A 23,025-nucleotide genomic window follows, 5' to 3' on the forward strand; every position below is an offset into this window, starting at 1 on the left:
NAAAGCGGCCCCGGCAATATCAAGCCTTGCGCGCAAGCGGCTGCGCAGCAAACTTCACACCCGCCAGACCGTGTTTGATCAGCGCACGGATGTTGCCATGGTCGCTGCCCTCAGGCGTGGCCACCACATCACGGTAGTGCTCGCCGAAGGCCAGCAGCGCTTCCTGGTCGCTCAGCCCTTCAAGCAAGGCCAGGCCCAAGGTTTTGCACGAACCTTCGTTCTGCCCTGCCGCATTCTCCACGCCGCCGTTGTTGAAGGCCTGCGGCTGGTAGCTGTAGTTGTCGGCAATGAACGCCAAGGTATCGGCAAATACATGTTGGCCGCTGGCCAGGCTTGCGCGCAGGGTATTCAGGTCAGTCACGAGGTTTTTCCTTTTTCGAACGCCGCTTGTTGTTCGGCGCTGGCTTCTTTCTGGTATTGGGCTTTCCACTCGGCGTAGGGCATGCCGTACACCGCTTCGCGGGCATCATCCAGGCTCAGGTCCAGCTGACGCTCATCAGCGGCGGCCTTGTACCACTTGGACAGGCAGTTGCGGCAGAAACCGGACAGGTTCATCAGGTCGATGTTCTGTACGTCGGTGCGCTTTTGCAGGTGTTCGACCAGGCGCCGGAACGCGGCGGCCTCGAGCTCGAGCTGTTGTTGTGGGGTCATGGTCTTCTCTCAAGTCATGCGGTTCTTCAGGTGGCGGCCACCGTTGATGACCACCTGGCTGCCGGTGCTGTACTGGCTGGCGAGCAGGTACTTGACGGTCTCGATCAGCGGGCCGGCGCCGGGTTCGAATTCCAGCAGGGCCTTTTTCAGGGTTTGCTGGCGGTAGGCTTCGTCACCCCCTTCCTTGAGGATCAGCAGCCCGGGCAGGATACCGTTCACACGCACCTTGGGCGCATATTTTTCAGCAAATGACAGCACCATGTTCTGCAGTGCGGCCTTGGTGGCGGCGTAGCCGATGTGGCTTTTACTGCCGCGCGAAGAGGTTTCGTCGCAGATGTGAATGATGTCGGCCTTTTCCACCTTGGCCAGCAGGTCGCCCAGGGCCAGGTTGAGGTGGTAGGGCGCTTCGACGTGCAGGCGGAACATGGTCTCGAGGTTGTCGAGGCCGTCGTCGAGCCATAGCGAGGCGTTGTGGATGATGGCGCGCAGTCCGTCGTAACGATCGTGCAGGTGATCGATCAGCGCCTGGCGGTCGTCCGCCTGGCACAGGTCGGCCTGAAACTGCACGATGTTGGGGTGGGCTGCCTGGGGCAGGATGCTGCGGCTGGCACTGACCACCGTATGGCCGGCCTGTGCCAGTTCGAGGGCCAGGGCCAGCCCGACACGCTGGCTGGCTCCGGTAACGAGAATGGGGCTGTTCATGTTCGGGGTGGTCAACTTGTCTGTCCTTTGGTTGCCACCCAGCATACCCGAACTGTTTGCCTGTTGTATGGCCTGGCCTCAGCGGCTGCGCAAGGCGCCAGCAGCGGGCGGGGAGGCCTGAAGCCAACTGGCCAGCAGGCGGGTGGACAGCGGGATGAACAGGTACACCATCACCGGCGTCAGGGCCAGGGTGCTGAGCAGTACCCGGGGCACGAGGTCGAGTGCCGTCAACCAGTGGCCGAACACCAGGTTGAAGGCCAGCGAGACTGGGAAAAACGCCAGCCAGATGGCCACGGCCTGCTTCCAGCGTGGCGGTTTTTGCACCCTGTTGGTGCCAAACCAGTCGTCGATACCGCTAACGCGCGCCTCTTTGGGGCGCTCGAACAGACCGTTGCCGCGTTGTAACCATGCGCGACGCGAGGCGGAGTGCTCCCAGGCATGCAGGGTCGGCTCGTCGCTGAAGCGGAAGATGATCTGAAATTCGTCGCCATCCCGGGGCGGGGCGAGGATGCCCGAGCCGAGGTAGCCAGGGAAGTCGGTGGCCAGCTGTTCGCCTTCGTGTAGCCAGGCCAGCAGGTCCTGGTAGCGGCCGTGGGCGGCGCGGCGCGACACCATGAGGGTGACGGGTGGGGTAGACATTGTGTATCTCCTGGCAACGGGGCTGGCGGGTAGCTGGCCCCTTTGGCTGTGTGGCCCGGGGTGGTGGGCGACGCAGTCGTGCATGCAAGAATCGGGCACGCATTATCGCGCAGTTGCGATCTTCGGCAACTATCAGCTGGCAAACGTTGGCATCAACAGACCGACGCAGTCGTAGTAAGCTATGTGCTCAGTTTTTTCGCACTGAGGGTACTTCGTGCAGATGAACGAACAGGGACGTAAACCGCTGATCGATGCGAGTTTCGAACAGCAGGAGCTGTTTCCGATTCGTGAAGTGTCACGCTTGACCGGTGTCAACGCCGTGACCCTTCGCGCCTGGGAACGCCGTTATGGGCTGATCCAGCCCATCCGTACCGACAGTGGTCACCGCCTGTATTCCCAGGCTGATATCGATGAAATCCGCCGTATCCTCGGCTGGCTGGAGCGCGGTGTGGCGGTCAGCAAGGTGGGCAGCATTCTCGCTCGCGGCCATGCCCTCTCCGGGCAGGCTGACGGCGCAGTGGACCCCTGCTTGCGCTGGCAAAACCAGATTCGCCTGGCGGTACAGCACTTCGACGTGGCGGGCCTGGATCGCCTTTATGACGAGGTGTTCGCGGCCAGCACCCTGGACCAGGTTTTCGCCAATGTGTTCATGCCGGTGTGGCATGACATGGTAGTCCGGCAAGGCGGCTACGGGCAGGCCAGCGAATGGCTGTTCTATGATCAGTTCCTGCGCGGTCGGGTTTTCGCCCGCTTGCAGCTGGCCCGTGTGCCGAGTAGCCGCACCGTGCTGGTGGCGCCATTGCCGGGGCAGTGCCATGAGCTTGAGTTACTGGTAACCAGTCTGATCCTGGGTAGCGATGAAACACGCGTGATCCCGCTGGCGAACGGGCAGCCGCTGCAAGAGCTTGCGCTGGTCTGCGAACGGCTGAAGCCGGACGCCTTGGTGCTGTTTTCCCATCCGTCGCCCACAGTAGAACTCACCCGGCACCTCAAGCGCCTGGCGTCGATGCTGGAATGCCCGTTGTTACTGGCCGGTGAGGCGGCAGAAGCGGTACAGGACAGCCTGGCTGGCAGCCCTGTAGCCTGCCTGGGCGCGCAGGGCAGTGTGATGCGCCAGCGTTTGCGGCAGTTTCTGGCCCGTCAGCTCGATACTTGAGTGTGCAGCTCGGGATGGGCGTGGCGGTGGGCCTGGAGGATATAGTCGCGCAGCCGTTCGATTTCTTCGGCTGGGCTTTGGCCGAGTTCGTAGGCAGCCAGGTCCGTGCCGATGCGCCGGCCCAACACACCATGCAGTTCGATCGGGGTGATGCCGCCTGGGGCGAAGCGCAGCTCGAAGCGGGCGGGTGCTGTTGGCAAATCACGGACTTCCAGCAGCACGCCTTTGAAGGAAATCTCCCGCACCCACAGGCCGCTTGCCTTGTCATGGGCATCGAGCAGTGCGCTCGGCTGGTCCAGCGACAAGCGCCATGGGCGCAGCATGGGGCCGTCTTCGTAGATTTCCGGTGAACCCAGCTGCAGGTGCAGGGCGTGGAACTCGTCCTCTACCAGCTGCAGCGGGAAACTGATCTGCTGGTTGTTGAACTGGGCCTGCAAGGTCACCTGCTCGTTAGCCACCAACCGCGTAAGCAAGCTTTGAATGCGGCGGTCGCCATTGACCAGCAGGCTCGACATGGTGTCAGCCAGGTTCAGTTGTGGCGAATGCTGCATGTTCTGTATGAAATCCAGCTCGTCCTGGGTCAGGAGCGCGTCTGCTTGCATGATCGAACTCGGTGGTGGCGATTTCTTCAACGGAATTGACCGTGCGTGGCGGACTTGGTTCAGGCGCGTTCGTCGGGTTTCGGACGAGCGCGCAGTTCCGCCAGCTCCCGTTCCAGTTCGACCTGGCGGCTGACGTCCTTCTGGATGCCGATGAAGTAGGTGCGCTGGTCGAAGTCGCTCTTCACCGGCGTGATCGACAGCTCGTTCCAGAAGGCGCTGCCATCCTTGCGATAGTTGCGCAGCACTTCGCGGCAGGGGCGGCCTTCGGCCATGGCCTTGCGGATGCGTGCGCGGCCGAGCTGGTCACGGTCGTCAGCCTGCAGGAACCGGCAATCCTGATAGAGAATCTCGTCACGGCTGTAGCCAGTGAGGCATTCGAAAGCGGCGTTCACGTAGATCAGGATAGTGTCGTCGCCTTCCTTTTCGGCAACCACGATGCCGTCATTGGACGCATCGACCATCGATTGCAGCAATTGCGCGTTGATCATGTCCGGGCCATAGGTGAAGGAAAACGGAAGATGGCGACTTTGGTAACGGCGGCCTTTTGCCAGCGTTGAATGCTAGTATCCTACGTTTTCACTCAGTTTCGGAATCCTCTACCCGATGAAAGTCGCCATTATTTCCGGCTCGGTCTATGGCACCGCCGAAGAAGTCGCCCGTCACGCTGAATCGCTACTCAAGGCGGCGGGTTTCGAGGCCTGGCATGCTGCGCGTGCCACCCTTCAGGATCTTCAGGGTTTTGCCCCCGACGCCTTGTTGGCCGTGACATCGACCACCGGTATGGGTGAGTTGCCGGACAACCTCATGCCGCTGTACAGCACCCTTCGTGACACACTGCCCGCAGCCTGGCGCGGCCTGCCTGGTGCGGTGATCGCGCTGGGCGACTCCAGTTATGGCGATACCTATTGCGGGGGTGGCGAGCAGATGCGTGAGCTGTTCGCCGAGCTGGGCGTGCGCGAGGTGCAGCCAATGCTGCGCCTGGATGCGAGCGAGACCGTGACCCCGGAGGCGGATGCCGAGCCTTGGCTGGCTGAGTTGGCGAGCGCACTGAACGCCTGACCCGGCATCTGCGCAGGCGTGTTAGCCATGGGGCTCGCGCAACAAGGCCAACCACGCCTGCGCCGCCCGTGACAGGTAGGCGCCGCGTCGCCAGATAAACGCGATATCCCAACGTAAATCCTCCTGCGCATTCAACGGCACACGCACCACCCCGGGGCGCTCCAGCGCTTTTGCCACCACCCGGGGCAGCATCACCACGCCCTGGCCCGCTGCCACCAGCGCTGCCAAAAAATCCGCCTGGCCGCTGCGCCCGCCTTCCTTGGGGGTGAAGCCCTGCTGCTGGCACGCCTTGAGCAGCCGATCGTTGAGCACGAAACTGCGCTGGTACAGCAGGAACGGTGTATCGGCCAGTTGCCTCAGGCCCACGGCGTCCAGGCCCGCCAGGGCATGGCCAGCCGGCAGCAAGGCATCCAGCGGTTCGTTGCAGAAGGGCTGGTAGTCGAATGCCTCGTCGGTGGGCGTCAAGCAGCCGCCCAGTTCCAGTTCGCCACTTCTGACGGCCTGTTCGACGTTGCGGCTGCCGCCTTCAAGCAGCTGGATAGCGATGTTCGGATGGCGCCGCCGGTACTCGGCGAACAAGCCGGCGAACAACGTGTCGCTGCCAAGCATCGGCAAGCCCAGGCGTAGTTCGCCACGCTCCATCTGGCTGAGATCGTCCAGCTCGTTGAGCAGCGCCTGGCGCTGGCGCAGCAGGGCTTCGCCACGCTCCAGTACGATGCGCCCGGCAGCGGTCAGGTGCAGGTGCGACGCCTGGCGCTCCAGCAGCGGCTGGCCCACATCTTGCTCAAGCTGGGCCACCTGCTTGCTCACGGCCGACTGGCTGATGTGCAGGGTCTGTGCCGCCTGGGTAAAACCGCCGCGGTGGACCACTTCGATAAAGCTGCGCAGTTGTTTGAATTCCATTGCTTCGATTCCATTCTGGAATGGCAGGCAGTCTAACAATTCGCTTCTGGCCTAGGCAGCCAAATCTTAAAATGAGGGCCTGTCGAGGAACCCCGCCATGAAACCTGCATCATTGAAAGAAGCCCTGCGCCTGCTCGTCGAGCTGGCGGTTCTCTGTACCCTGTTCCTGCTCGGTGGCCAGATTGCCAGTTGGCTGGGTTGGCCGATCCCCGGCGGTGTGATGGGCCTGGCACTGCTGTTGATACTGTTCGCTTCGGGTGTGCTCAAACCGGCCACGCTGCAATTGGGGGCCGGCTGGCTGATGGCTGAGATGCTGTTGTTCTTCATCCCGGCGCTGATGAGCCTGCTCGACTATGGCGCATTGATCCGTGAAGAGGGCTGGCGCATCTTGCTGGTGATTGCCGTGAGCACGCTGATGGTGATGGTAGTGACCGCCATGACCGTGGAGCTGGTGTGCCGCTGGAGGCTGCGCCGTGAGCCTTGAACCCATGCCGCTGTTCTGGTTGGCCTTGACCCTGCTGGCTTACCTGGGTAGCCGTTGGTTGTACCGGCGTAGCAAGCGCTACCTGCTGTCGCCGTTGATCCTGGTGCCGGTGTTGCTGCTGGCTGTGGCCGTGCCGCTGCATACGGCCTATGCCGAGTATGCGCGCAACACCCACTGGTTGATGGGCGTGCTCGGCCCGGTGACCGTAGCTTTCGCGGTGCCGATCTGGCAGCAGCGGGCCATGCTGGCGCGCCATTGGCCGGCCCTGATGGTGGGCATGGTAGCCGGCAGCAGTGCCTCGATCGCCAGCTCCTGGGGGCTGGCGCACCTGTTGGCGCTGGACAGCGCAACCAGCCTGTCGCTGGTGCCGCGCTCGATCACCACGCCATTTGCCATGCCGCTGGCCCATGACTTGGGTGGGGTGCCAGAACTGACAGCGGTGTTCGTGATGTTCACCGGCGTGCTAGGTGCCATGTTCGGCGGTGTGCTGTTGCGTTGGTTGCCGCTGCGTACGCCGTTGGCACGGGGGGCCCTGTTCGGTGTTGGCGCGCATGGTGCCGGGGTCAGTCGGGCGCAGGAAGTGGGCCGTGAGGAAGGCTCGGTGGCCGGCCTGGTGATGGTCCTGACCGGGCTGCTCAACCTGTTCGCGGCGCCGTTGTTGGCCTTGCTGCTCTGACCGTTCGTGCCACTGACTCGCTCAGTCATCAAGCTGGCTGGCAACGCAAGTTCCAGCCAATGGGCTGCTGGCTAGACTTTGCCTCGACATAGAGAGCACATGTAAGTGCCGAGGTGACATGCAATGAACGCAGCCTTGCCCTATTCCGCCAACACCACTACACCGGGACCCATCTGATGCCTATGGCCGAGATTCCATTGTGCGTCTGGCGTACCCGGGCACAGAGTTTCATGTTCCGGGGCCAGAGCATCCGCTACTGGACCGCAGGGCAAGGAGAGCCTCTGCTTCTGTTACACGGTTTCCCCACCGCCAGTTGGGACTGGCACTACCTGTGGGGCCCTCTGAGCCAACGTTTCCGGGTGATCGCTTGCGACATGCTTGGCTTTGGTGATTCGGACAAGCCCGTCGATCACACTTACAGCCTGATGGAGCAGGCAGACCTGCAGCAGGCATTGCTTGCCCATCTGCAGGTCGCGCAGCCCGTGCACCTGTTGGCCCACGACTACGGCGGCAGCGTGGCTCAGGAACTGCTGGCGCGACACCATGAGCAGCGTGCCGACATTGCCAGTTGCGTGTTCCTCAATAGCGGGCTGTTCCCCGAAAGCTGCCGCATGCTACTGATCCAGAAGCTGCTGCTCAGCCGGTTTGGCTGGCTGGTCGGGCGCTCGTTCGGGCGTGACGACCTGGTGCGTAACGTGATTCAGGTCTACGGCCCCTGCACGCATCCCAGTGAAAGCGCGCTGGATGATCTCTGGAGCCTGATCGCTGCCAACCGGGGCACGCGCATCCTGCACAAGCTGGTGGGCTACATGCCGGAGCGCAGGTTGCACCGCGAACGCTGGGTCGGGGCGATGCAACGTAAAGGCGTGCCGCTGCGCTTGATCAATGGCGTGGTCGACCCGCTTTCCGGCGCGCACATGCTTGAGCGCTACCGGCAACTGATACCGGAGCCGGACACCGTGCAGTTACTGGGCATTGGCCATTACCCGCATACCGAAGCGCCCGTGCAGGTGCTGCGCCACTACCTGGCCTTTCGTGAGCAGCCGCTGAGCTTCTACCCGCTGAAAGTGGCGTGGTCATGACGAGGTTTCAGCGCCGATGAGGTCGGGNCGCTGAAAGTCTTGACGGTCACCTGACCGCCAGGATGCATTTTCAGATTTCAAAAAAAAGGCCGCTGCAAGCCGCAGCGGCCAATCGAGACGTCAGATCAAGGAGCTTCAAAATCTACGTCGGTGAACCTCGCAGGCTTGAAAGGCGGGGGGGAGAGCCCTTCAAGCCGGCCAGTGAGTCAAGAATAAGCGCTTGATCCGTTAGGAAAAATAGCGTCTGTCGACATTCACCTTTACGTTTCAGGCAACAGTGCCAAGTGCTGGGTAAGCTTCCCTGCGCTATTGCCTTCATCGTCCGTTCACTCTGCTGCCTCCTTGTTTTTTGGAGCGCAGTTCATGTCTTTCGATTTCAATCTCGGCAGCCCCGATTTCGGTGAAGGGTGCCCAGGTGCACGCTCTGTGAAAGAACAGGTGAAGGCCATGATGGCCCACGCCCAGGAGCTGCAACAGCTGATGGCTGCGGTTGCGCAATTGGGCAGCCTGATACCGGAGGCGCATCGACAACAATTCACCGAGCAGAAGCGTTTGCCGTTGGCGGTTGTCGAGTCGCTTGTGCCGCAAAGGCAGGCGGTTCTTGACCAGTGGTGGAAGCAACAGTCCAGATTAAGTTCGAAACCACTTACCCTGGCGTCCCATTTGATCCAGCTGATGTTTGCTGAAACGCGCCTCAAGGCTCTTACGTTCAAGGCCTGGGAAGCCGGTATCGAGGCCCTTGAGCAGGACGGGGACGTAAACAAGCATGAGGTGTACCTGGTTGCCGGAGATTTGCGTTTTCGTTTGCCGGGCGTCGTCGCCAGCTGTCATGACCTCGAACAGAACCCGGACGCACCTGCGGATTTTCTGATCTACAGCCTGGCCAGCGGTTGCTGGTTCGACACTGAACGCGCGCGCGCAGCCAGCGCACTCGCCCCAGCCTTTGCTGAAGGCAGCCCGTTGCGTTGGCTGTTGTCTTCGCAAGAGCGGGCGGCGTTGTCTACAGAGGGTTTGACACTCGATTTCGTGCCGCTGCAAGTGCCACTTCACAGGTACTTCATCCGTGATCTGCGGGCTTTCCAGCTTAAGGCCACCCAGCGCAGCCTACGGGTAAAGGTCGATGACGCGCGGCGTCTGGCCCAGCTCGACAGTGCGGCTCGGCTTGAGCCTTTGGTGGCTGCGCTGCAGAAACGTGCGACGCGGCATGTGCGAGCGTACCGCACCAGCCTGCTGCCCGAATGGCGGCGGTTCATGCAGGGTGAGGAACTGCGAGCCTATCGACAACTGGAAGATGACCTGCAGGTGAAGGAGCAGCGTTGCACCGAGCGTCTGGCGCAATGGCGCGACCTGCGCAGCTTCGCCAAGATTCAAGTCAGGCAAGCCCTTGGCCTGGATATCGACCCCGAGCAGGTACGCGTGTGTGTCAGTCACGTCGATGACCCTGAGCAGGTGATGAAACACACCCTGCTCGATTGGGCGTTGAGTGGTGGCTACAGCGGGGGCCAGCTCAAGGTCGAAGTCCTGGGGGAGCGGCACCGTTCATTGTTGGGAAGCACCTCTATCCAGAGCGTGATCGAAAAACTGGATTTGCGCGTGAACTACGTCAAACAGATCCGTACGCTCTATGACGACGCTTTGACCATGGCCGCACTGTGCGAGGTGCTTGATGCGCGGCTGGCGCTGGCCAATCAGGCCGCTCGTCATCAAGGGTTTCACCCGGCTGGGTTCGATCTGCTGCACCACGCACGCCAGGGGAACATGCAGGCCAATGCCATCAGCGCCGGCCTGGTTTGCCTCAATGGTGCGCAAACGCCCTTGAAGGATCTGCTGTGTCTGGTGCAGGGCGATCAGTACTTGCTCTACGCCCCTGGTGCACCAGGAGGCGATTTTCATCTTTTCGATTCACTCCAGGAAATGGCGCTCGAAATCGGTAGTTGGACCTTGTGGCCGGTAGGCAGTGAGTACCTGCTGGGGCAATGCTCGCGGGCCCAGCATGATTCGCTCAAACGCCATTTGCGCAAGGTCGAGATGCTGCCCACCGACTGGTCCATGCACAGCGTGACGCTCGCGCCGATCAAGTCGCAGCAGTGGCTGGATGTGCTCAATGCCCTGGCCAGGCGCAAGATCACTGCCCTGATCGAGGACCAGCAGGCCACCACGCCAAGCTGGTTCATCAACGCCAGTCGTGCCGAGCAGCAGGCACTGGTTGATATCGATCAACTGCTCAAGCTGGCGCAGGCCAGGTACCAGTCGCTGATGAAGATGCCGAGTTTTCGCACCTTCGCCCATCGACAGGTGACGGAAAAAATCAACTCATACCCGGGCAATCGCGGCGGCGCAATCAACCCGGATCAGGTATTGATAACGCTGGAAGAGGATGCCATTCGCACACTGACACAGACCGTCATCAAAGGTTATCCCACGTATTACAATTTCTCCGACTTTGCCCGCATCACCTCGGCTACCGGCCAGGATATCTCGCACCTGAGCCCGGCGCTGCTGGGGAGCTACATTCGTGCTGCCGACCTGGGCAACAAGTACATCGAAGAAGTGAAAGCGCAGTTACTCGACCGCTCCAGGCCGGAATATGAAAGGCTCAGGCAGTGTTATCGCACGCTCTTTGCTTTGAAGATCAGGCGTGCCGTGCTCAGTGAGAAACTTCAGGGCCGATTGTCGGGCCGCCATGCGCAGTGGCTGGAATCGGTGATCGACAGTTTTTCGGGGACCTCGATCGACGCGGCGTGCAACCTTTATCCGTTGTGGATGGACGATTGCCCTGTTCAAGGTGCCTACCTGCTGAAGCATGCTCGTGACCGCGAGCTTGAGCCTTTGGTCTATCTGCCAGAAATCGAGCAAGGCCCCACGCTGCGGACCCTCAGCGAGCTGGCAAGGACTTGGCGTGAGCACGACTTGGCAGGTTATTGCCAAGACCGCGTGCCGTTATCGAACCAGGCGCGCTTGAACACATTGATCGAAGAGCAACTGCGCGCCGGGGATGGCATTGAGCTGGTGCTGGACGCCGTTGCCCGAGGCAGGGGTGTGCGGCCGCCGATAGGGGAGACCGGGCGTATCGGGGATCCTGTCCAGGACCTGGAGAAACGTATCAGGCGGATGATCAACGAAGCCGCTGAAGACAGCGCCGACGCTGCCGAGCGTATTTCGGCCGTGGTGGTGGAGTGGGGGATCGTACTGGCCGGCATCCTCACCGTGCCGTTTCCGCCGGCGGCTATGGCCGTCGGGCTGTTCTGTGCGGCCAGGTCCTTTGTCACCGGGGCCATCGCGTGGAGCGATGGCGACCGTTCCGCCGCCTTGCTGTCGTTCGCGGCGGGGGTTGCAGGAACGGTGGCCTCCACGGGGGTTTTGGCGCGGCTGTTCGGTGCCGCGCAGAAATACATCACCGTACTTTCTCGTGCAGAGGTGTCGCAGCCCACGGCCTTCTCGCGTGTGATCGGGCGGCTATGCGATGACTACGGCGATTTGGTGAGCGAGGTGGCACCCGCCCTTTATGACGGCTTCTCTCAGGAACTGCTCTGGCTCGTCGAGGAGGAAACACAAGACGTCGAAGCGCAGTGTGGGTTGCCCGCGTAACCCATGCGCCAGCTCACGGTTCGTGCGGCCGTGAGCAGGCGCTGCGCCGCCGGCCCATGTTCATCGGCATGGAAGATCGACGTCGGCCCGACCACAGTCATCACCGCCGCAATCTGCCCCAGGGCGTTGAATACTGGCGCCGACAGCGCATCCACCCCTGGCATCAGCAGGCCATGCACATGGTGCAGGCCCTGTTCGCGGATGCCGGCCAGCAGTGTGTCGTAGTCACTGGCGGTTTGTTGCAAAGCGGCCAGTTCCCTGTCGCGCAGCTCCTGGGTTTCTCGCTCGGGCAGGTAGGCGGCGAATACCAGCCCGGTGGACGAGCTGAGCAACGGCAGCACCGAACCGATCTGGGTCACCACGGTGACCGCGCGCACGGCAGGTTCGATGCTTACCACCGTGGCCCCCTGGTTGCCCCACACAGCGATGAAGCAGCTTTCGTTGAGCTCATCTCGCAACTGCGACAACGGCATTGCCGCCACCTTCAGCACATCGATGCTGCCCAGCGCCGCCAGCCCCACCCGCAATGCCTCGCGCCCCAGCCCGTAATGGTTGGTGGCCGCATCCTGTTCGGCAAAACCACTCGCAATCAGCGCCTGCAGGTAGCGATGCACTTTGCTTGCAGGCATCTGCACGTGCTCGGCCAGGCGTGATAATGACGTCGAGGGTGAGAGTTCGGCGAGGGCCTTGAGGATGTCGGTGCCGACTTCCGCCGAGCGGACCTTCTGCTTGCCGGTGTCGGTGGGGGAGCTGGCTTTGGCCATGGGGGGGAGGTTCCGGATTTATCGTGTCGCCTTTATAGCTTGACGCCTTGAGCGGAGCAAATTACGTTATTCGTAATCTGATTACGATAAAAACAAAATCCGGAGGCATCGATGAACCGCGACACGTCGCCCGACCTTCACTACCTGAGCGGCTTCGGCAACGAATTCGCCAGCGAAGCATTGCCCGGGGCGCTGCCTGTCGGGCAGAACTCCCCGCAGAAGGCCCCGTATGGCCTGTATGCCGAGCTGCTGTCGGGCACGGCGTTCACCATGGCCCGCAGCGAGCTGCGCCGTACCTGGCTGTACCGCATTCGCCCTTCTGCCTTGCACCCACGCTTCGAGCGCTTGGCGCGCCAGCCGCTCGGCGGGCCACTGGGTGGCATCAACCCCAACCGCCTGCGCTGGAGCCCGCAGCCGATTCCTGCTGAACCGACCGATTTCATCGAAGGTTGGCTGCCCATGGCTGCCAACGCCGCAGCGGAAAAACCGGCTGGCGTGAGCATCTACATCTACTGCGCCAACCGGTCCATGGAACGGGTGTTCTTCAACGCTGACGGTGAGCTACTGCTGGTGCCGGAACAGGGCCGCCTGCGCATCGCCACCGAACTGGGCGTGATGGAGGTCGAACCGCTGGAAATTGCGGTGATCCCACGTGGCATGAAGTTCCGCGTCGAATTGCTCGACGGCCAGGCCCGTGGCTACATCGCGGAAAACCACGGTGCGCCGCTGCGCCTGCCGGACCTGGGCCCGATCGGCAGCAACGGGCTGGCCAACCCCCGCGACTTCCTCACGCCTGTGGCCCACTACGAAGAAGCCGAAGGCCCGGTGCAACTGGTACAGAAGTTCCTGGGTGAGCACTGGGCCTGCGAGCTGCAGCACTCGCCACTGGACGTTGTGGCCTGGCATGGCAGCAACGTGCCGTACAAGTATGACCTGCGCCGCTTCAACACCATCGGCACCGTCAGCTTCGACCACCCGGACCCCTCGATTTTCACCGTGCTCACCTCGCCAACCAGCGTGCATGGCATGGCCAACATGGACTTCGTGATTTTCCCGCCACGCTGGATGGTGGCCGAGAACACCTTCCGTCCGCCATGGTTCCACCGCAACCTGATGAACGAGTTCATGGGCCTGATCAATGGCGCCTACGACGCCAAGGCCGAGGGCTTCCTGCCGGGTGGTGCCTCGTTGCACGGGGTGATGAGTGCCCATGGCCCCGACGCTGAAACCTGTGAAAAGGCCATTGCCGCTGACCTGGCACCGCACAAGATCGACAACACCATGGCCTTCATGTTCGAGACCAGCCAGGTGTTGCGCCCGAGCCTGCAAGCCCTTGAATGCCCGCAATTGCAGGCCGACTACGATAGTTGCTGGGCGACCTTGCCGAGCACCTTCAACCCGAACCGGAGATAACCCATGAACCACACTGCCAATGCCCGTAGTTGGGTCGAGCACGCCAACGGGCACAGCGACTTCCCGCTGCAGAACCTGCCCTTGGGCATCTTCAGCCGGCCGGGTGAAGCCAGGCGCTGTGGCGTGGCGATCGGCGACGCGATCCTCGACCTGGAGGCGGTGCTGGCCGCCGGCCTGTTCGACGGGGCGGCCAAGGCCGCCGTTGAAGCCACCCGTGGCGGGGCTTTGAACGCCTTCTTCGCTTTGGGCCGCAATGCCCGCGTAGCCCTGCGCGAGCGTTTGCAGGTGCTGCTCGATGAGCACAGCGAACACCAGGCGGCCTTGAAGCCGGCGTTGTTCCCGGCCAGTGACTGCCAGCTGCACGTGCCGGCGCAGATCGGTGACTACACCGATTTCTACGTTGGCATCGAGCATGCGAAGAACGTGGGCAAACTGTTCCGCCCCGACAACCCACTGCTGCCCAACTACAAGTACGTGCCGATCGGTTATCACGGCCGCGCCTCCACCATCCGCCCGTCCGGCACCGACGTGCGCCGGCCCAAGGGCCAGACCCTGCCGGCCGGGCACACCGAGCCGAGCTTCGGCCCTTGCGCTCGTCTGGACTACGAACTGGAACTGGGTATCTGGATTGGTCAGGGCAATGACATGGGTCAGGCAATTCCGGTAGGCGATGCCGCCGAGCACGTAGCCGGCCTGTGCCTGCTCAACGATTGGTCGGCGCGCGATATCCAGGCTTGGGAATACCAGCCACTGGGGCCGTTCCTGTCCAAGAGCTTCATCACCACCATTTCGCCTTGGGTGGTCACCGCCGAAGCGTTGGAGCCGTTCCGCTGTGCTCAGCCGGCACGCCCCGAAGGTGACCCGCAGCCGCTGTCGTACCTGCTGGACAAGCGCGACCAGGCCAGTGGTGCATTTGATATCGAACTCGAAGTGCTGCTGCTGACCGAGCGCATGCGTGAGCAGGGCATTGCCCCGCACCGCCTGACCCTGAGCAACACCCGCAGCATGTACTGGACCGTGGCGCAGCTGGTGGCGCATCACAGCGTCAATGGCTGCCAACTGCAGCCAGGTGACCTGTTCGGTTCGGGCACGCTGTCGGGCGCTACGCCGGGATCGTTCGGTAGCCTGCTGGAGATCACCGAAGGCGGCAAACTGCCGGTCGAGCTGGCCAGCGGCGAGGTGCGCAAATTCCTCGAAGACGGCGACGAAATCATCCTGCGTGCCCGCTGCACACGTGACGGCGTAGCCAGCATCGGTTTCGGTGAATGCCGCGGTACGGTCATCGCAGCCAATTGAGGAGGCAGGGGTATGGAGCTGTACACCTATTACCGTTCCACCTCGTCTTACCGGGTGCGCATTGCCCTGGCACTGAAGGGGCTGACTTACCAGTCCCTGCCGGTCAACCTGCTGCAGGGTGAGCAGCGCGGCGAGGGCTATGTAGCCGTCAACCCGCAGGGCCGTGTACCGGCCTTGCGCACCGACGGTGGTGAGGTACTGGTGCAGTCGCCGGCGATCATCGAGTACCTGGAAGAGGTTTATCCACAGCCTGCGTTGCTGCCGGCCACCGCCGAGGCACGGGCCAAGGTACGTGGGGTGGCGGCCATCATTGGTTGCGACATTCATCCGCTGCATAACGTCAGTGTGCTCAACCGGCTGCGCCAGGCCGGTCAGGATGAGGGGCAGGTCAACCAGTGGATCGGCCACTGGATCAGCCAAGGGCTCGCGGCAGTGGAGCAACTGATTGGCGATCACGGTTTCTGCTTTGGCGACACGCCTGGGCTGGCGGATGTGTACCTGATCCCGCAGTTGTACGCGGCCGAACGCTTCAACATCGACCTCGACAGCTTCCCGCGCATCCTGCGGGTTGCCGCACTGGCGGCCGCGCACCCGGCGTTCGCCAAGGCCCACCCCGCCCAGCAGCCGGACAGCCCGGCTCAGTGAAGTGAACGGTTCGTCGCCGGAAGCTTGCCGATTCGCTCGGACAGCTTCAGGCGCTGGACCGGGTCTTCCGTCAGCAGCAACGCATGCTCCAGGTCGAAGCGCTCGGCCTGTGGGCAATCCAGATGATGGTAGAGCGAGGCGCGGGTCATGTAGTCGCTCACCTGCACCGGGCCCAACTGCATGATGCGCTCTGCGTCGATCAACGCCGCCAGGTGGTTGTCGTTACTGATGTGCAGTTGGCGCAGGTTGCGTGACAGGCGTTGCAGCATCTGCAGCGGGCTGGCGCTGCGCAGGTGCTCGGCGGTCAGCGCCAGGTGCGGGCCGAACTGGCGCGCCAGCAATTCGCGGCAGTCGCTGGGGTACAGGCGCCGGCCGCCGCAGGGATCGAGCAGGTGGTCGGCACCCGGCACGCGCAGCAGGAAATGGCCAGGGAAGCCCACACCCTCCAGCGGTATGGACAGGCGCCTGGCCAGTTCCAACGCGAGGATGGCCAGGGTCAGTGGTTGGCCGCGGCGGCGCTGCAGTACCTTGTCCATCATCGCCGCGTGGGGGCGCAAGGGGTGATATTCATCCTGCTGAAAGCCCAGCGCATTGAGCTGGCGCAGCAGTGGCTGGGCCAGTTCGCATAGTGGAAGCATCGGCAGGTTGGCGCTTATCTCGCGCTGCAGGTCGTGCAGCGCAGCAAGGCTGGCCGCGGGCTCGACACCCGGGTCGTGCTCGGCAGCAATCCACAATGCGGCTTCCAGCAGGTCGACAGGCTCGCGTTCCAGGCAGGCCAGGCAGGCTTGACGTGGCTTCATGGGGTATCTCCACACACGTTTGAGTATTAGCCGTGGCGCGTGGTTTCGTCCAGTGGTCCGGCGGCGGCGTCAACGCCGAGGCCGTGCCTATACTGGAAGGAGCACCTCGTAGGGGAGCCGGTCGATGTTCGCGCTGATGCAAAGCACCCGTACCCAGTCACTGCACCTGTTCAATGACCCGCCTACGGGCCTGAAAGCCGTTGTGGCAATCCACAGTGAGCATTTGGGCCCGGCCATGGGGGGGTGCCGCTACCTGCCTTACGCCGATGACGAAAGCGCCATGACCGACGCGATTCGCCTGGCCCAGGGCATGAGCTACAAGGCAGCACTGGCCGGCTTACCGATGGGGGGTGGCAAAGCGGTGATCATGCGCAACCCGCATGTGGAAAACCGCGCCGCGCTGTTCGAGGCCTTTGGCCGCTTCATCGATACCTTCCATGGCCGCTTCATTATCGCCGTGGACAGTGGCACCTCGACCTTGGACATGGACTGCATTGCCCACAGCACGCCCTACGTGACCAGCACCACTGCGTCGGGCGACCCATCGCCACATGCGGCGATGGGTGTGTTCGCGGGCATACGTGCCACAACCTCGTTCCGGCTGGGCAGCGATGACCTGAGAGGCTTGCGGGTAGCGGTGCAGGGGTTGGGCAATGTCGGTTATGCACTGGCGGAGCAATTGCATGCGGTGGGCGCGGAGCTGCTGGTCAGCGACCTGGACCCGGGGCGGGTGCGGCTGGCGATGGAGCAGTTCGATGCCAAACCGGTGACCAACGATGCGTTGATCAGTACCCCTTGCGATATCTTTGCACCCTGCGGCGTGGGCCCGGTACTGAACGGGCAGAGCGTGATGCAACTGCGTTGTGCGGCAGTGGCAGGGGCGGCCAACAACCAGCTGACGACCTTGCAGGTGGCAGACCAGCTGGAGTCGCGCGGCATATTGTATGCACCTGACTACGTGATCAATGCCGGTGGGCTGATCTATGTGGCACTCACCCACCGTGGCGAAGACCAGCGCACCATTACTGCGCACCTGGCGCGGATCCCTTCACGCCTGACCGAAGTATTTGGCCATGCGCAGGCGGAGAAGCGTTCGCCGGCAAGGGTGGCGCAGATGTTGGCGGAGCGGTTGTTGTATGGCTGAAGGTTGATGATGGCGTGGTGGGCCACTTCGCGGGTAAACCCGCACACCTCCAGCGATATCATTCGGCAGCAGTACCCTCAAGCAATTCAGCCAACGCATCCGGCTGGCTTTTGAACGCCCGGGCGAACACATCGCGGTTCTTCGCCATGTAGATACCGGCTTCCTCGACCTGCTGCTCGGTCAGCGACGGCACCGCCTTGTGCAGCACTTCGGCCAGGCGCTCGGCCAGTTCGAGCATTTTGTCGTGACGGTCTGCTTCGGCCTTATCCATGAACAAGCGCTCCGGGTCGCGGCTGCTGCGGTACACCACTTCGACGGCCATTCATCACCTCTATGCCTTTTTGCTGGTTGCTTTGCGATTTACTGTATCTATATACAGTAATGGCAATGCTGGTTGGTTCGCAAGCAGAAATTGTAGCGTGGCACAGACCGAGCGCTGCGCGCGCACCTTTGCCAGGAACAATTGGCCAAACAGATGTAGGAGCGGGCTTGCCCGCGAATGCGGTGGCGGCTGCGACGGTGAATGACCGGGAGATATTGGCCGGCAGGTCCGGCCTATTCGCGGGTAAACCCGCTCCTACAATGGTGCGCCGCGCGGGCGGGGCTCGATCTCACAGGCGCTGAAACTGCTGCGGCAAACACATAGAGGCCTTCACCCAACCTGAAGCGAAATCCTCATTGCTTCATGCCCAACTCGGCATCATCCATCAGCGCCTTGGCCATGGCACTCAGATAATGGGCGGCCCATATCATCATGGGCTTCTCCTCCATCAGGCCAGTGATGGTCAATTCACGCACATAGCCCATCAATTCCGACGACTGCTCGCGGGCGTCCCTGCAGGGGATGCCGGGCTCGATGCGGAACAGTGGATGGGTGCTGTTTTCGCCTTGATAGAAAGTGGTCTTGCCGACGGTGAATTGGGTGTCTTCTGTTGTCATTGTTCAATCCCCTGAAGTTTCTCGAGTGCCTGGCCGCCCGTTTCACGGGCGAGCCCGCGAAGAGGCCGGCCCTCCCGGCACATTAACCAGCCTTAGTGCGAAGTCCTGGGCTCAGCGTGCATCTGCACCTGAACCAGTGCCGACTCAAGCAGAGCCCGCAGCGCCTCCAGCTCATGCATCGAGGTCATCATCAGGATCGAAACCGGTGACTTGGGCTGAAGCAGCAACGCCTGATGCACCACGGTGGCTGCGCACAACGCGTAGTCGGTGGCCTGGATCAGGGTGTCTTCGAGGGAATGGGGGTTATGGGGTGGATCGGGAACTACTTTCAGCATGGTGAAGGCCTGTTCAAAGTTGGGGCCACCACCTCCTGCTGTCAAACAATGAGGCGGCAGCTGTACATGGGTTGACAGACCGGTGAACAGAACCAAAAGCCGGCGCACACGAGGTGCCCCATGACAGCTGCCATAAAGGCAAAGCCATGTGGTTAGTTCAGGGCGGCCTGTCAAAGCCGGTCGCTGATTGGCAGCGACGACCCCAGACTAGTGCGCATGCCCGAACGCCACAATGGTAGGGAGTATCTTTGGGAAATGCCCTACAAGGAAGGGGTTAAATCTGATTTTTCCCCAAGCACGGCGTGCTTTTTTGCAATGCGCCACGCCTCAAGGTGTCTTGCGGCAATCGGTCGCCTTCCAAGACAGGGGCTTGGCCCTTTAACTGCATGGCACAAGCGTCACATCAGCGACGCATCATCCTTAAAGACGTATCGGGGAATGGAACATCGTGAACATCAAATGGGCAGAAAAACTGCGCAAGGGCCTGCACGGCTCGGCCGACTCGCTGGGCAACCTGTGCGTCGAGGCGTTCCATTACCTGGCGCTGTTCGGCATTGGCGCGATCACCGCCTACGCGGCGGTGGTGACGTTCCTGGACATGCTGGGCAAGGGCGGGATCAGTGTCGATGACATCCTGCTGTTGTTCATCTACCTGGAGCTGGGGGCGATGGTGGGGATCTACTTCAAGACCAACCACATGCCGATCCGCTTCCTGCTGTACGTGGCAATCACCGCGCTCACTCGCCTGCTGATCGGCGATGTTTCGCACCACAAGGCACCCGATGAAGGGCTGTTGTACCTGTGCGGCGGCATCCTGCTGCTGGCGTTCTCGATCCTGGTGGTGCGCTACGCTTCGTACCGCTACCCCTCGACCAAGGTGCTGGACGCCAACGGCAAGGCAGTGGAGGAGGGCAAGTAGCCCTCAGTTGGCAATGAAATGGCGCGGCTCGTGGCGGGCGTCACGGGTCAGCGCGGCCAGCACTTGCAGGGGGTTCTGGCTGAGTTCGATCGCAAGGCCCAGGCGGATGCTGTCGATCACCCGTTGCAGGCGCACCGGGTCGTTGCGTTGGGCCGGGGTGATGAGGCGCTTGGCGACCACGCCGGCGTCGTCGGACAGGGTCAGCATGATACTGCCGTCGAGGTTTGCAATGCTCAGGTTCACCCGGTATTCGGGGGCGAATGCAGCACTGATTCGTTCGAATGGGTTGTTCATGGTCTTGCTTCTGCGTTGAGTGAATGCAGAGGTTGACCGGGACGTTCGCACGTTGGTTCAGCGCCATTGATCGGCACAAACGAAAACGCCCGGCTCAAGGCCGGGCGTTTTGCATTGCCGATCAGGCGTCCGGGTCACTCAGTTCCAAGACGCCGCGCTTGCTGCGCAGCTTGCCGTAGAAGTGCTCCAGCGCGTGATTGAGCTTGGTGGCGGCACCGTCGACTGCCTGGTCCAGCGAACTGGCGGTGTGGGTCACGGAAATCGGTTGGTGGCCTTTCGGGCGAGCCTCCATCTGGCAGCGTTTGTCATGCGGTCCGGGCTTGACGCCGTTCTCGTCGCGCAGGTGAACCTCGATGCGGGTGAGGTCTTCTTCGTAACGTTCCAGCGAGTTCTGCAGTGTGCTGCGGACCCACTGGTCGAGCCGGGCGTTACCGTCGAAATCGTTGCTGCTGTTGACCTGGATTTGCATGATTCAATCCTTATTCAGCTTGCTCGCATGGAGACGCGCCTAGGCCCTTGAGACCCTTGGAATTTCTGCGCCTCTTGACTCTAAGGTCAGGCAACTGCGGAATGAATTCAAGCCCTTTTTGAAAATAAATTTCTTGTTGCAAATGGGCTTACCGTGACGCGTGGCTCGTACGGCCAAATGGGTAGAGGGGCTGGGCTTTGCTTATGAGAATTGAAATCATTATTATTGCAGCCCCAAGAACGCCCGGACCTCGCCATGACGCGCAAAACCGCCGGCCTCCCGCTCAGCTATCGCCTGGCCGTGACATCCCGTAGCCTGGCCGCGCTGCTGGGCGGCTATCTGCTGGCGTCCCTCGCGAGCGTCTGTATTGCCTTGCTGGCGCCACTGCCCAAGGTCGATGCCACGCTCACCGGCCTGCTGCTGTCGTTCGTCTTCTACCTGCTGGCGTTCATCTGGTGTTTCGCCTGCCGCAGCGCCTGGCGTGCCTGGTTGGGCGTATTGGCGCCAAGCCTGCTGCTGGGCGTGATCAGCGGCGTTGCCTACTGGATGAAAAACGCATGAAAGAAGGCTTCCGCCAGGCCATGGCCTGGCTGCACACCTGGACCGGCCTGATCTTCGGCTGGCTGTTGTTCGCCATCTTCCTTACCGGCACGCTGTCGTACTTCAAGGAAGAAATCACTCATTGGTCACAGCCTGAAGTGCGCAGCCATGCCCTGGACCCGATCAATAGCCTGGCGGTAGCTCAACGTTACCTGCAGGACAATGCAGGGCATTCGAGTACCTGGTTCATTCGCATGCCGAACGAACGGGAGGCCGCCTTGAGTGTGGGCTACCGCGACCCCAGTGGCGGCCCGCGTGGCTTTGTCAGGAAAACCCTCGATACCCAGACCGGCCAGCCGGTGGACGCACGTGACAGCCGCGGTGGTGAGTTCTTCTACCGCTTCCACTTCCAGCTTCAGATGCCTTACCCGGTTGGCCGTTGGCTCTCGACGTTCTGCGCTTTCATCATGCTGCTGGGGTTGGTCACCGGCATCATTACCCACAAGAAGATCTTCAAGGAGTTCTTCACCTTCCGCCCTGGCAAGGGGCAGCGTTCCTGGCTGGACGGGCACAATGCCATCGGCGTGCTGGTGCTGCCGTTCCACCTGATGATCAGCTACAGCAGCCTGGTGCTGTTCATGTACATGGTGATGCCGGCGGGCATCATGGCCAGCTACGGCAATGACACCGACAAGTACTTCAACGACCTGTTTGGCCGCAACGATGCGCCCAAGGCGGCCCAGGTGGCCACGCCGCTGGTAGCGCTGCCGAGCCTGTACGCCAAGGTGCAGGCGCTGCAGCCGGGGGCGCGTGTTGGCAGCATCCAGGTGCAAAACCCGGGCGACAGCAATGCCCGCGTCACCTTCACCCAATCGGCAGCCGACCACGTGGCTTATCGGCGTAGCGCCAACTGGACATTCGATGGGGCCAGTGGTGCGCTGTTGAGCCAGGGCAAGCCGGAGAGCGGTTTAATGATGACCGCCTTCAGTTTCGCCGGCCTGCACATGGGTAACTTTGCCGGGCCTTGGCTGCGCTGGCTGTATTTCTTCTTTGGTGTGGCCGGTACGGCGGTGATTGGTACCGGGTTGGTGATATGGTTGGGCAAGCGCCAGCTCAAGCACGCCAAGAGCGGAGCTGTGCCAGGGGAGCTGCGCCTGGTCGAAGTGCTCAATATGGCCAGCATGAGTGGCTTGTTGCTGGCGGTGGCGAGCTTCTTCTGGGCCAACCGCCTGGTGCCCATGGCTGTCGAAGGCCGGGCCGACTGGGAGGTGAATGCTTTCTTCATCGCCTGGGGCCTGTCGCTGGTGCACGCCGTGCTGCGTAGCGGGCGCAAGGCCTGGGGCGAGCAACTGGCGCTGGGCGCGCTGGCCTTCTCCCTGCTGCCGTTGCTCAATGGCCTGACGACTGACCGGGGCTTGAACCATTCGGTACTGGAGGGTGACTGGGCCATGGCCGGCTTCGATCTGACAGCCCTGGGGACTGGCCTGTTTCTGGCCTGGCTGGCCCACAAGATGCTGGCCAGCCCAACCCCCGTAGCCAAGCGCGCGGCGCGTGCGACAAAAAAGTCGAGCATTGAAACGGTGGAGGTGAGCTGATGCTGGGTAACGCACTGATTGCCTTTGCGGGCTTCGTTGCCCTGTGCCTGGCGATGGAAAAGCACTTCAGCGACTTGCTCGGGCGCAAGCCGAGCCCCAGGCACTTGCTCCTGTTACGTGTTGCAGGTTGGCTGCTGCTGATGCTGTCGCTGGTGCTCAGCGTGTACCTGCGTGGCTGGGCCCTCGGCCTGGTGGAGTGGACCGCAGTGATGATGGCCGGGGTAACACTGTGGGTGTTCGGCCTGCCGTACCAGCCTCGTCTGCTGCTGGGCCTGGCTGCCGTCAGCGTGGTGCTGGGCCCCATGCTGGCCGTATCTGCTGCGTGATCCC

28 protein-coding genes are annotated in these 23,025 nt (G+C 62.1%); 14 read left to right on the forward strand and 14 right to left on the reverse strand.

The genetic code is table 11. The annotated features are described in order from the left end of the window. Positions 1 to 19: 19 nt before the first annotated feature. Genes ACTJJN_RS12345 through ACTJJN_RS12360 form a run of 4 tightly spaced genes read right to left on the reverse strand, consistent with a single transcriptional unit; the run spans position 20 to position 1,992 of the window. Positions 20 to 361, reverse strand: coding sequence for a HopJ type III effector protein (locus ACTJJN_RS12345; RefSeq protein WP_003251646.1), 342 nt, complete (start codon positions 359 to 361; stop codon positions 20 to 22). Continuing rightward, complete coding sequence (locus ACTJJN_RS12350) at positions 358 to 651, reverse strand: DUF1244 domain-containing protein (protein ID WP_003251648.1); 294 nt, start codon at positions 649 to 651, stop codon at positions 358 to 360. The genes ACTJJN_RS12345 and ACTJJN_RS12350 overlap by 4 nt, the downstream gene beginning before the upstream one ends. A gap of 9 nt (positions 652 to 660) precedes the next feature. Further along, positions 661 to 1,398, reverse strand: a complete 738-nt coding sequence (folM, locus tag ACTJJN_RS12355) for a dihydromonapterin reductase (protein ID WP_012053700.1) — start codon at positions 1,396 to 1,398, stop codon at positions 661 to 663. A gap of 33 nt (positions 1,399 to 1,431) precedes the next feature. Beyond that, positions 1,432 to 1,992, reverse strand: a complete 561-nt coding sequence (locus ACTJJN_RS12360; protein WP_003251651.1) for a hypothetical protein — start codon at positions 1,990 to 1,992, stop codon at positions 1,432 to 1,434. Between the two features lie 220 nt (positions 1,993 to 2,212). On the opposite strand from ACTJJN_RS12360, the gene ACTJJN_RS12365 reads away from it, so the two are divergent. Next, the gene (locus ACTJJN_RS12365; protein WP_012053699.1) at positions 2,213 to 3,148 is read left to right on the forward strand and encodes a MerR family transcriptional regulator; all 936 of its coding nucleotides are present in this window, start codon (positions 2,213 to 2,215) and stop codon (positions 3,146 to 3,148) included. Here ACTJJN_RS12365 and ACTJJN_RS12370 read toward each other — a convergent pair. Together ACTJJN_RS12370 and ACTJJN_RS12375 are read right to left on the reverse strand one after the other, a co-directional pair. Beyond that, complete coding sequence (locus tag ACTJJN_RS12370; RefSeq protein WP_012053698.1) at positions 3,133 to 3,750, reverse strand: hypothetical protein; 618 nt, start codon at positions 3,748 to 3,750, stop codon at positions 3,133 to 3,135. The genes ACTJJN_RS12365 and ACTJJN_RS12370 overlap by 16 nt on opposite strands. A gap of 59 nt (positions 3,751 to 3,809) precedes the next feature. Beyond that, positions 3,810 to 4,238: a PAS sensor domain-containing protein gene (locus ACTJJN_RS12375; RefSeq protein ID WP_003251655.1), complete on the reverse strand. Its 429-nt coding sequence runs from the start codon at positions 4,236 to 4,238 to the stop codon at positions 3,810 to 3,812. Between the two features lie 115 nt (positions 4,239 to 4,353). On the opposite strand from ACTJJN_RS12375, the gene ACTJJN_RS12380 reads away from it, so the two are divergent. Beyond that, the gene (locus tag ACTJJN_RS12380; protein ID WP_003251656.1) at positions 4,354 to 4,809 is read left to right on the forward strand and encodes a flavodoxin; all 456 of its coding nucleotides are present in this window, start codon (positions 4,354 to 4,356) and stop codon (positions 4,807 to 4,809) included. 21 nt (positions 4,810 to 4,830) lie between these two features. Here the strand turns inward: ACTJJN_RS12380 and ACTJJN_RS12385 are convergent, their stop codons facing one another. Continuing rightward, entirely contained in the window at positions 4,831 to 5,712 is an 882-nt protein-coding gene (locus ACTJJN_RS12385; protein ID WP_003251658.1) for a LysR family transcriptional regulator, read from the reverse strand. 97 nt (positions 5,713 to 5,809) lie between these two features. On the opposite strand from ACTJJN_RS12385, the gene ACTJJN_RS12390 reads away from it, so the two are divergent. From ACTJJN_RS12390 to ACTJJN_RS12405, 4 genes are all read left to right on the forward strand, one after another. Beyond that, positions 5,810 to 6,196: a CidA/LrgA family protein gene (locus ACTJJN_RS12390; RefSeq protein WP_012053697.1), complete on the forward strand. Its 387-nt coding sequence runs from the start codon at positions 5,810 to 5,812 to the stop codon at positions 6,194 to 6,196. Further along, positions 6,186 to 6,872, forward strand: coding sequence for an LrgB family protein (locus ACTJJN_RS12395; protein ID WP_003251661.1), 687 nt, complete (start codon positions 6,186 to 6,188; stop codon positions 6,870 to 6,872). Before ACTJJN_RS12390 ends, ACTJJN_RS12395 begins: the two co-directional genes overlap by 11 nt. Before the next feature lie 176 nt (positions 6,873 to 7,048). Further along, positions 7,049 to 7,954: an alpha/beta fold hydrolase gene (locus tag ACTJJN_RS12400; RefSeq protein ID WP_012053695.1), complete on the forward strand. Its 906-nt coding sequence runs from the start codon at positions 7,049 to 7,051 to the stop codon at positions 7,952 to 7,954. A 363-nt stretch (positions 7,955 to 8,317) separates the two neighbouring features. After that, positions 8,318 to 11,542 carry a hypothetical protein gene (locus ACTJJN_RS12405; protein ID WP_440781292.1) on the forward strand — a complete coding sequence of 1,075 codons (3,225 nt, stop codon included), beginning with the start codon at positions 8,318 to 8,320 and terminating at the stop codon, positions 11,540 to 11,542. Here ACTJJN_RS12405 and ACTJJN_RS12410 read toward each other — a convergent pair. After that, a complete protein-coding gene (locus ACTJJN_RS12410) occupies positions 11,473 to 12,306 on the reverse strand; it encodes an IclR family transcriptional regulator (protein ID WP_003251668.1) in 834 nt (277 codons plus the stop codon). The genes ACTJJN_RS12405 and ACTJJN_RS12410 overlap by 70 nt on opposite strands. A gap of 111 nt (positions 12,307 to 12,417) precedes the next feature. Here ACTJJN_RS12410 and hmgA point away from each other — a divergent pair, with 111 nt between their 5' ends. Genes hmgA through maiA form a run of 3 tightly spaced genes read left to right on the forward strand, consistent with a single transcriptional unit; the run spans position 12,418 to position 15,660 of the window. Continuing rightward, a complete protein-coding gene (gene hmgA, locus ACTJJN_RS12415) occupies positions 12,418 to 13,719 on the forward strand; it encodes a homogentisate 1,2-dioxygenase (RefSeq protein ID WP_003251670.1) in 1,302 nt (433 codons plus the stop codon). 3 nt (positions 13,720 to 13,722) lie between these two features. Continuing rightward, positions 13,723 to 15,015: a fumarylacetoacetase gene (fahA, locus tag ACTJJN_RS12420; RefSeq protein WP_003251672.1), complete on the forward strand. Its 1,293-nt coding sequence runs from the start codon at positions 13,723 to 13,725 to the stop codon at positions 15,013 to 15,015. 12 nt (positions 15,016 to 15,027) lie between these two features. Then, the gene (gene maiA / locus ACTJJN_RS12425; protein ID WP_012053692.1) at positions 15,028 to 15,660 is read left to right on the forward strand and encodes a maleylacetoacetate isomerase; all 633 of its coding nucleotides are present in this window, start codon (positions 15,028 to 15,030) and stop codon (positions 15,658 to 15,660) included. Here maiA and ACTJJN_RS12430 read toward each other — a convergent pair. Next, positions 15,654 to 16,460, reverse strand: coding sequence for a SirB1 family protein (locus tag ACTJJN_RS12430; RefSeq protein WP_004575364.1), 807 nt, complete (start codon positions 16,458 to 16,460; stop codon positions 15,654 to 15,656). The two genes, maiA and ACTJJN_RS12430, sit on opposite strands and share 7 nt — an antisense overlap. A 124-nt stretch (positions 16,461 to 16,584) precedes the next feature. Here ACTJJN_RS12430 and ACTJJN_RS12435 point away from each other — a divergent pair, with 124 nt between their 5' ends. After that, positions 16,585 to 17,604, forward strand: a complete 1,020-nt coding sequence (locus ACTJJN_RS12435; protein ID WP_108078939.1) for a Leu/Phe/Val dehydrogenase — start codon at positions 16,585 to 16,587, stop codon at positions 17,602 to 17,604. Positions 17,605 to 17,662: 58 nt separating this feature from the next. Here ACTJJN_RS12435 and ACTJJN_RS12440 read toward each other — a convergent pair whose 3' ends face one another. The 3 genes from ACTJJN_RS12440 to ACTJJN_RS12450 form a co-directional block, all read right to left on the reverse strand. Continuing rightward, entirely contained in the window at positions 17,663 to 17,926 is a 264-nt protein-coding gene (locus ACTJJN_RS12440) for a YebG family protein (RefSeq protein WP_003251679.1), read from the reverse strand. 353 nt (positions 17,927 to 18,279) lie between these two features. Next, positions 18,280 to 18,543, reverse strand: a complete 264-nt coding sequence (locus ACTJJN_RS12445) for a DUF3077 domain-containing protein (protein WP_003251681.1) — start codon at positions 18,541 to 18,543, stop codon at positions 18,280 to 18,282. Between the two features lie 92 nt (positions 18,544 to 18,635). Further along, positions 18,636 to 18,878: a hypothetical protein gene (locus ACTJJN_RS12450; protein ID WP_003251683.1), complete on the reverse strand. Its 243-nt coding sequence runs from the start codon at positions 18,876 to 18,878 to the stop codon at positions 18,636 to 18,638. A 448-nt stretch (positions 18,879 to 19,326) separates the two neighbouring features. Here ACTJJN_RS12450 and ACTJJN_RS12455 point away from each other — a divergent pair, with 448 nt between their 5' ends. Continuing rightward, the gene (locus ACTJJN_RS12455) at positions 19,327 to 19,797 is read left to right on the forward strand and encodes a phosphate-starvation-inducible protein PsiE (RefSeq protein ID WP_003251685.1); all 471 of its coding nucleotides are present in this window, start codon (positions 19,327 to 19,329) and stop codon (positions 19,795 to 19,797) included. 3 nt (positions 19,798 to 19,800) lie between these two features. Here ACTJJN_RS12455 and ACTJJN_RS12460 read toward each other — a convergent pair whose 3' ends face one another. Both ACTJJN_RS12460 and ACTJJN_RS12465 read right to left on the reverse strand, forming a co-directional pair. Continuing rightward, complete coding sequence (locus ACTJJN_RS12460) at positions 19,801 to 20,091, reverse strand: DUF3509 domain-containing protein (protein WP_003251688.1); 291 nt, start codon at positions 20,089 to 20,091, stop codon at positions 19,801 to 19,803. 121 nt (positions 20,092 to 20,212) lie between these two features. After that, positions 20,213 to 20,560, reverse strand: a complete 348-nt coding sequence (locus ACTJJN_RS12465; RefSeq protein ID WP_003251689.1) for an HPF/RaiA family ribosome-associated protein — start codon at positions 20,558 to 20,560, stop codon at positions 20,213 to 20,215. Between the two features lie 255 nt (positions 20,561 to 20,815). On the opposite strand from ACTJJN_RS12465, the gene ACTJJN_RS12470 reads away from it, so the two are divergent. Genes ACTJJN_RS12470 through ACTJJN_RS12480 form a run of 3 tightly spaced genes read left to right on the forward strand, consistent with a single transcriptional unit; the run spans position 20,816 to position 23,021 of the window. Then, entirely contained in the window at positions 20,816 to 21,121 is a 306-nt protein-coding gene (locus tag ACTJJN_RS12470) for a DUF3649 domain-containing protein (RefSeq protein WP_003251691.1), read from the forward strand. Continuing rightward, positions 21,118 to 22,695, forward strand: coding sequence for a PepSY-associated TM helix domain-containing protein (locus ACTJJN_RS12475; RefSeq protein WP_440781293.1), 1,578 nt, complete (start codon positions 21,118 to 21,120; stop codon positions 22,693 to 22,695). The genes ACTJJN_RS12470 and ACTJJN_RS12475 overlap by 4 nt, the downstream gene beginning before the upstream one ends. Beyond that, the gene (locus ACTJJN_RS12480; RefSeq protein WP_004575362.1) at positions 22,695 to 23,021 is read left to right on the forward strand and encodes a DUF3325 domain-containing protein; all 327 of its coding nucleotides are present in this window, start codon (positions 22,695 to 22,697) and stop codon (positions 23,019 to 23,021) included. Before ACTJJN_RS12475 ends, ACTJJN_RS12480 begins: the two co-directional genes overlap by 1 nt. The last annotated feature ends 4 nt before the right edge of the window (positions 23,022 to 23,025 follow it).

Source organism: Pseudomonas sp. 22515 (genome assembly GCF_052044625.1).
Taxonomy (GTDB): Bacteria; Pseudomonadota; Gammaproteobacteria; order Pseudomonadales; family Pseudomonadaceae; genus Aquipseudomonas; species Aquipseudomonas alloputida.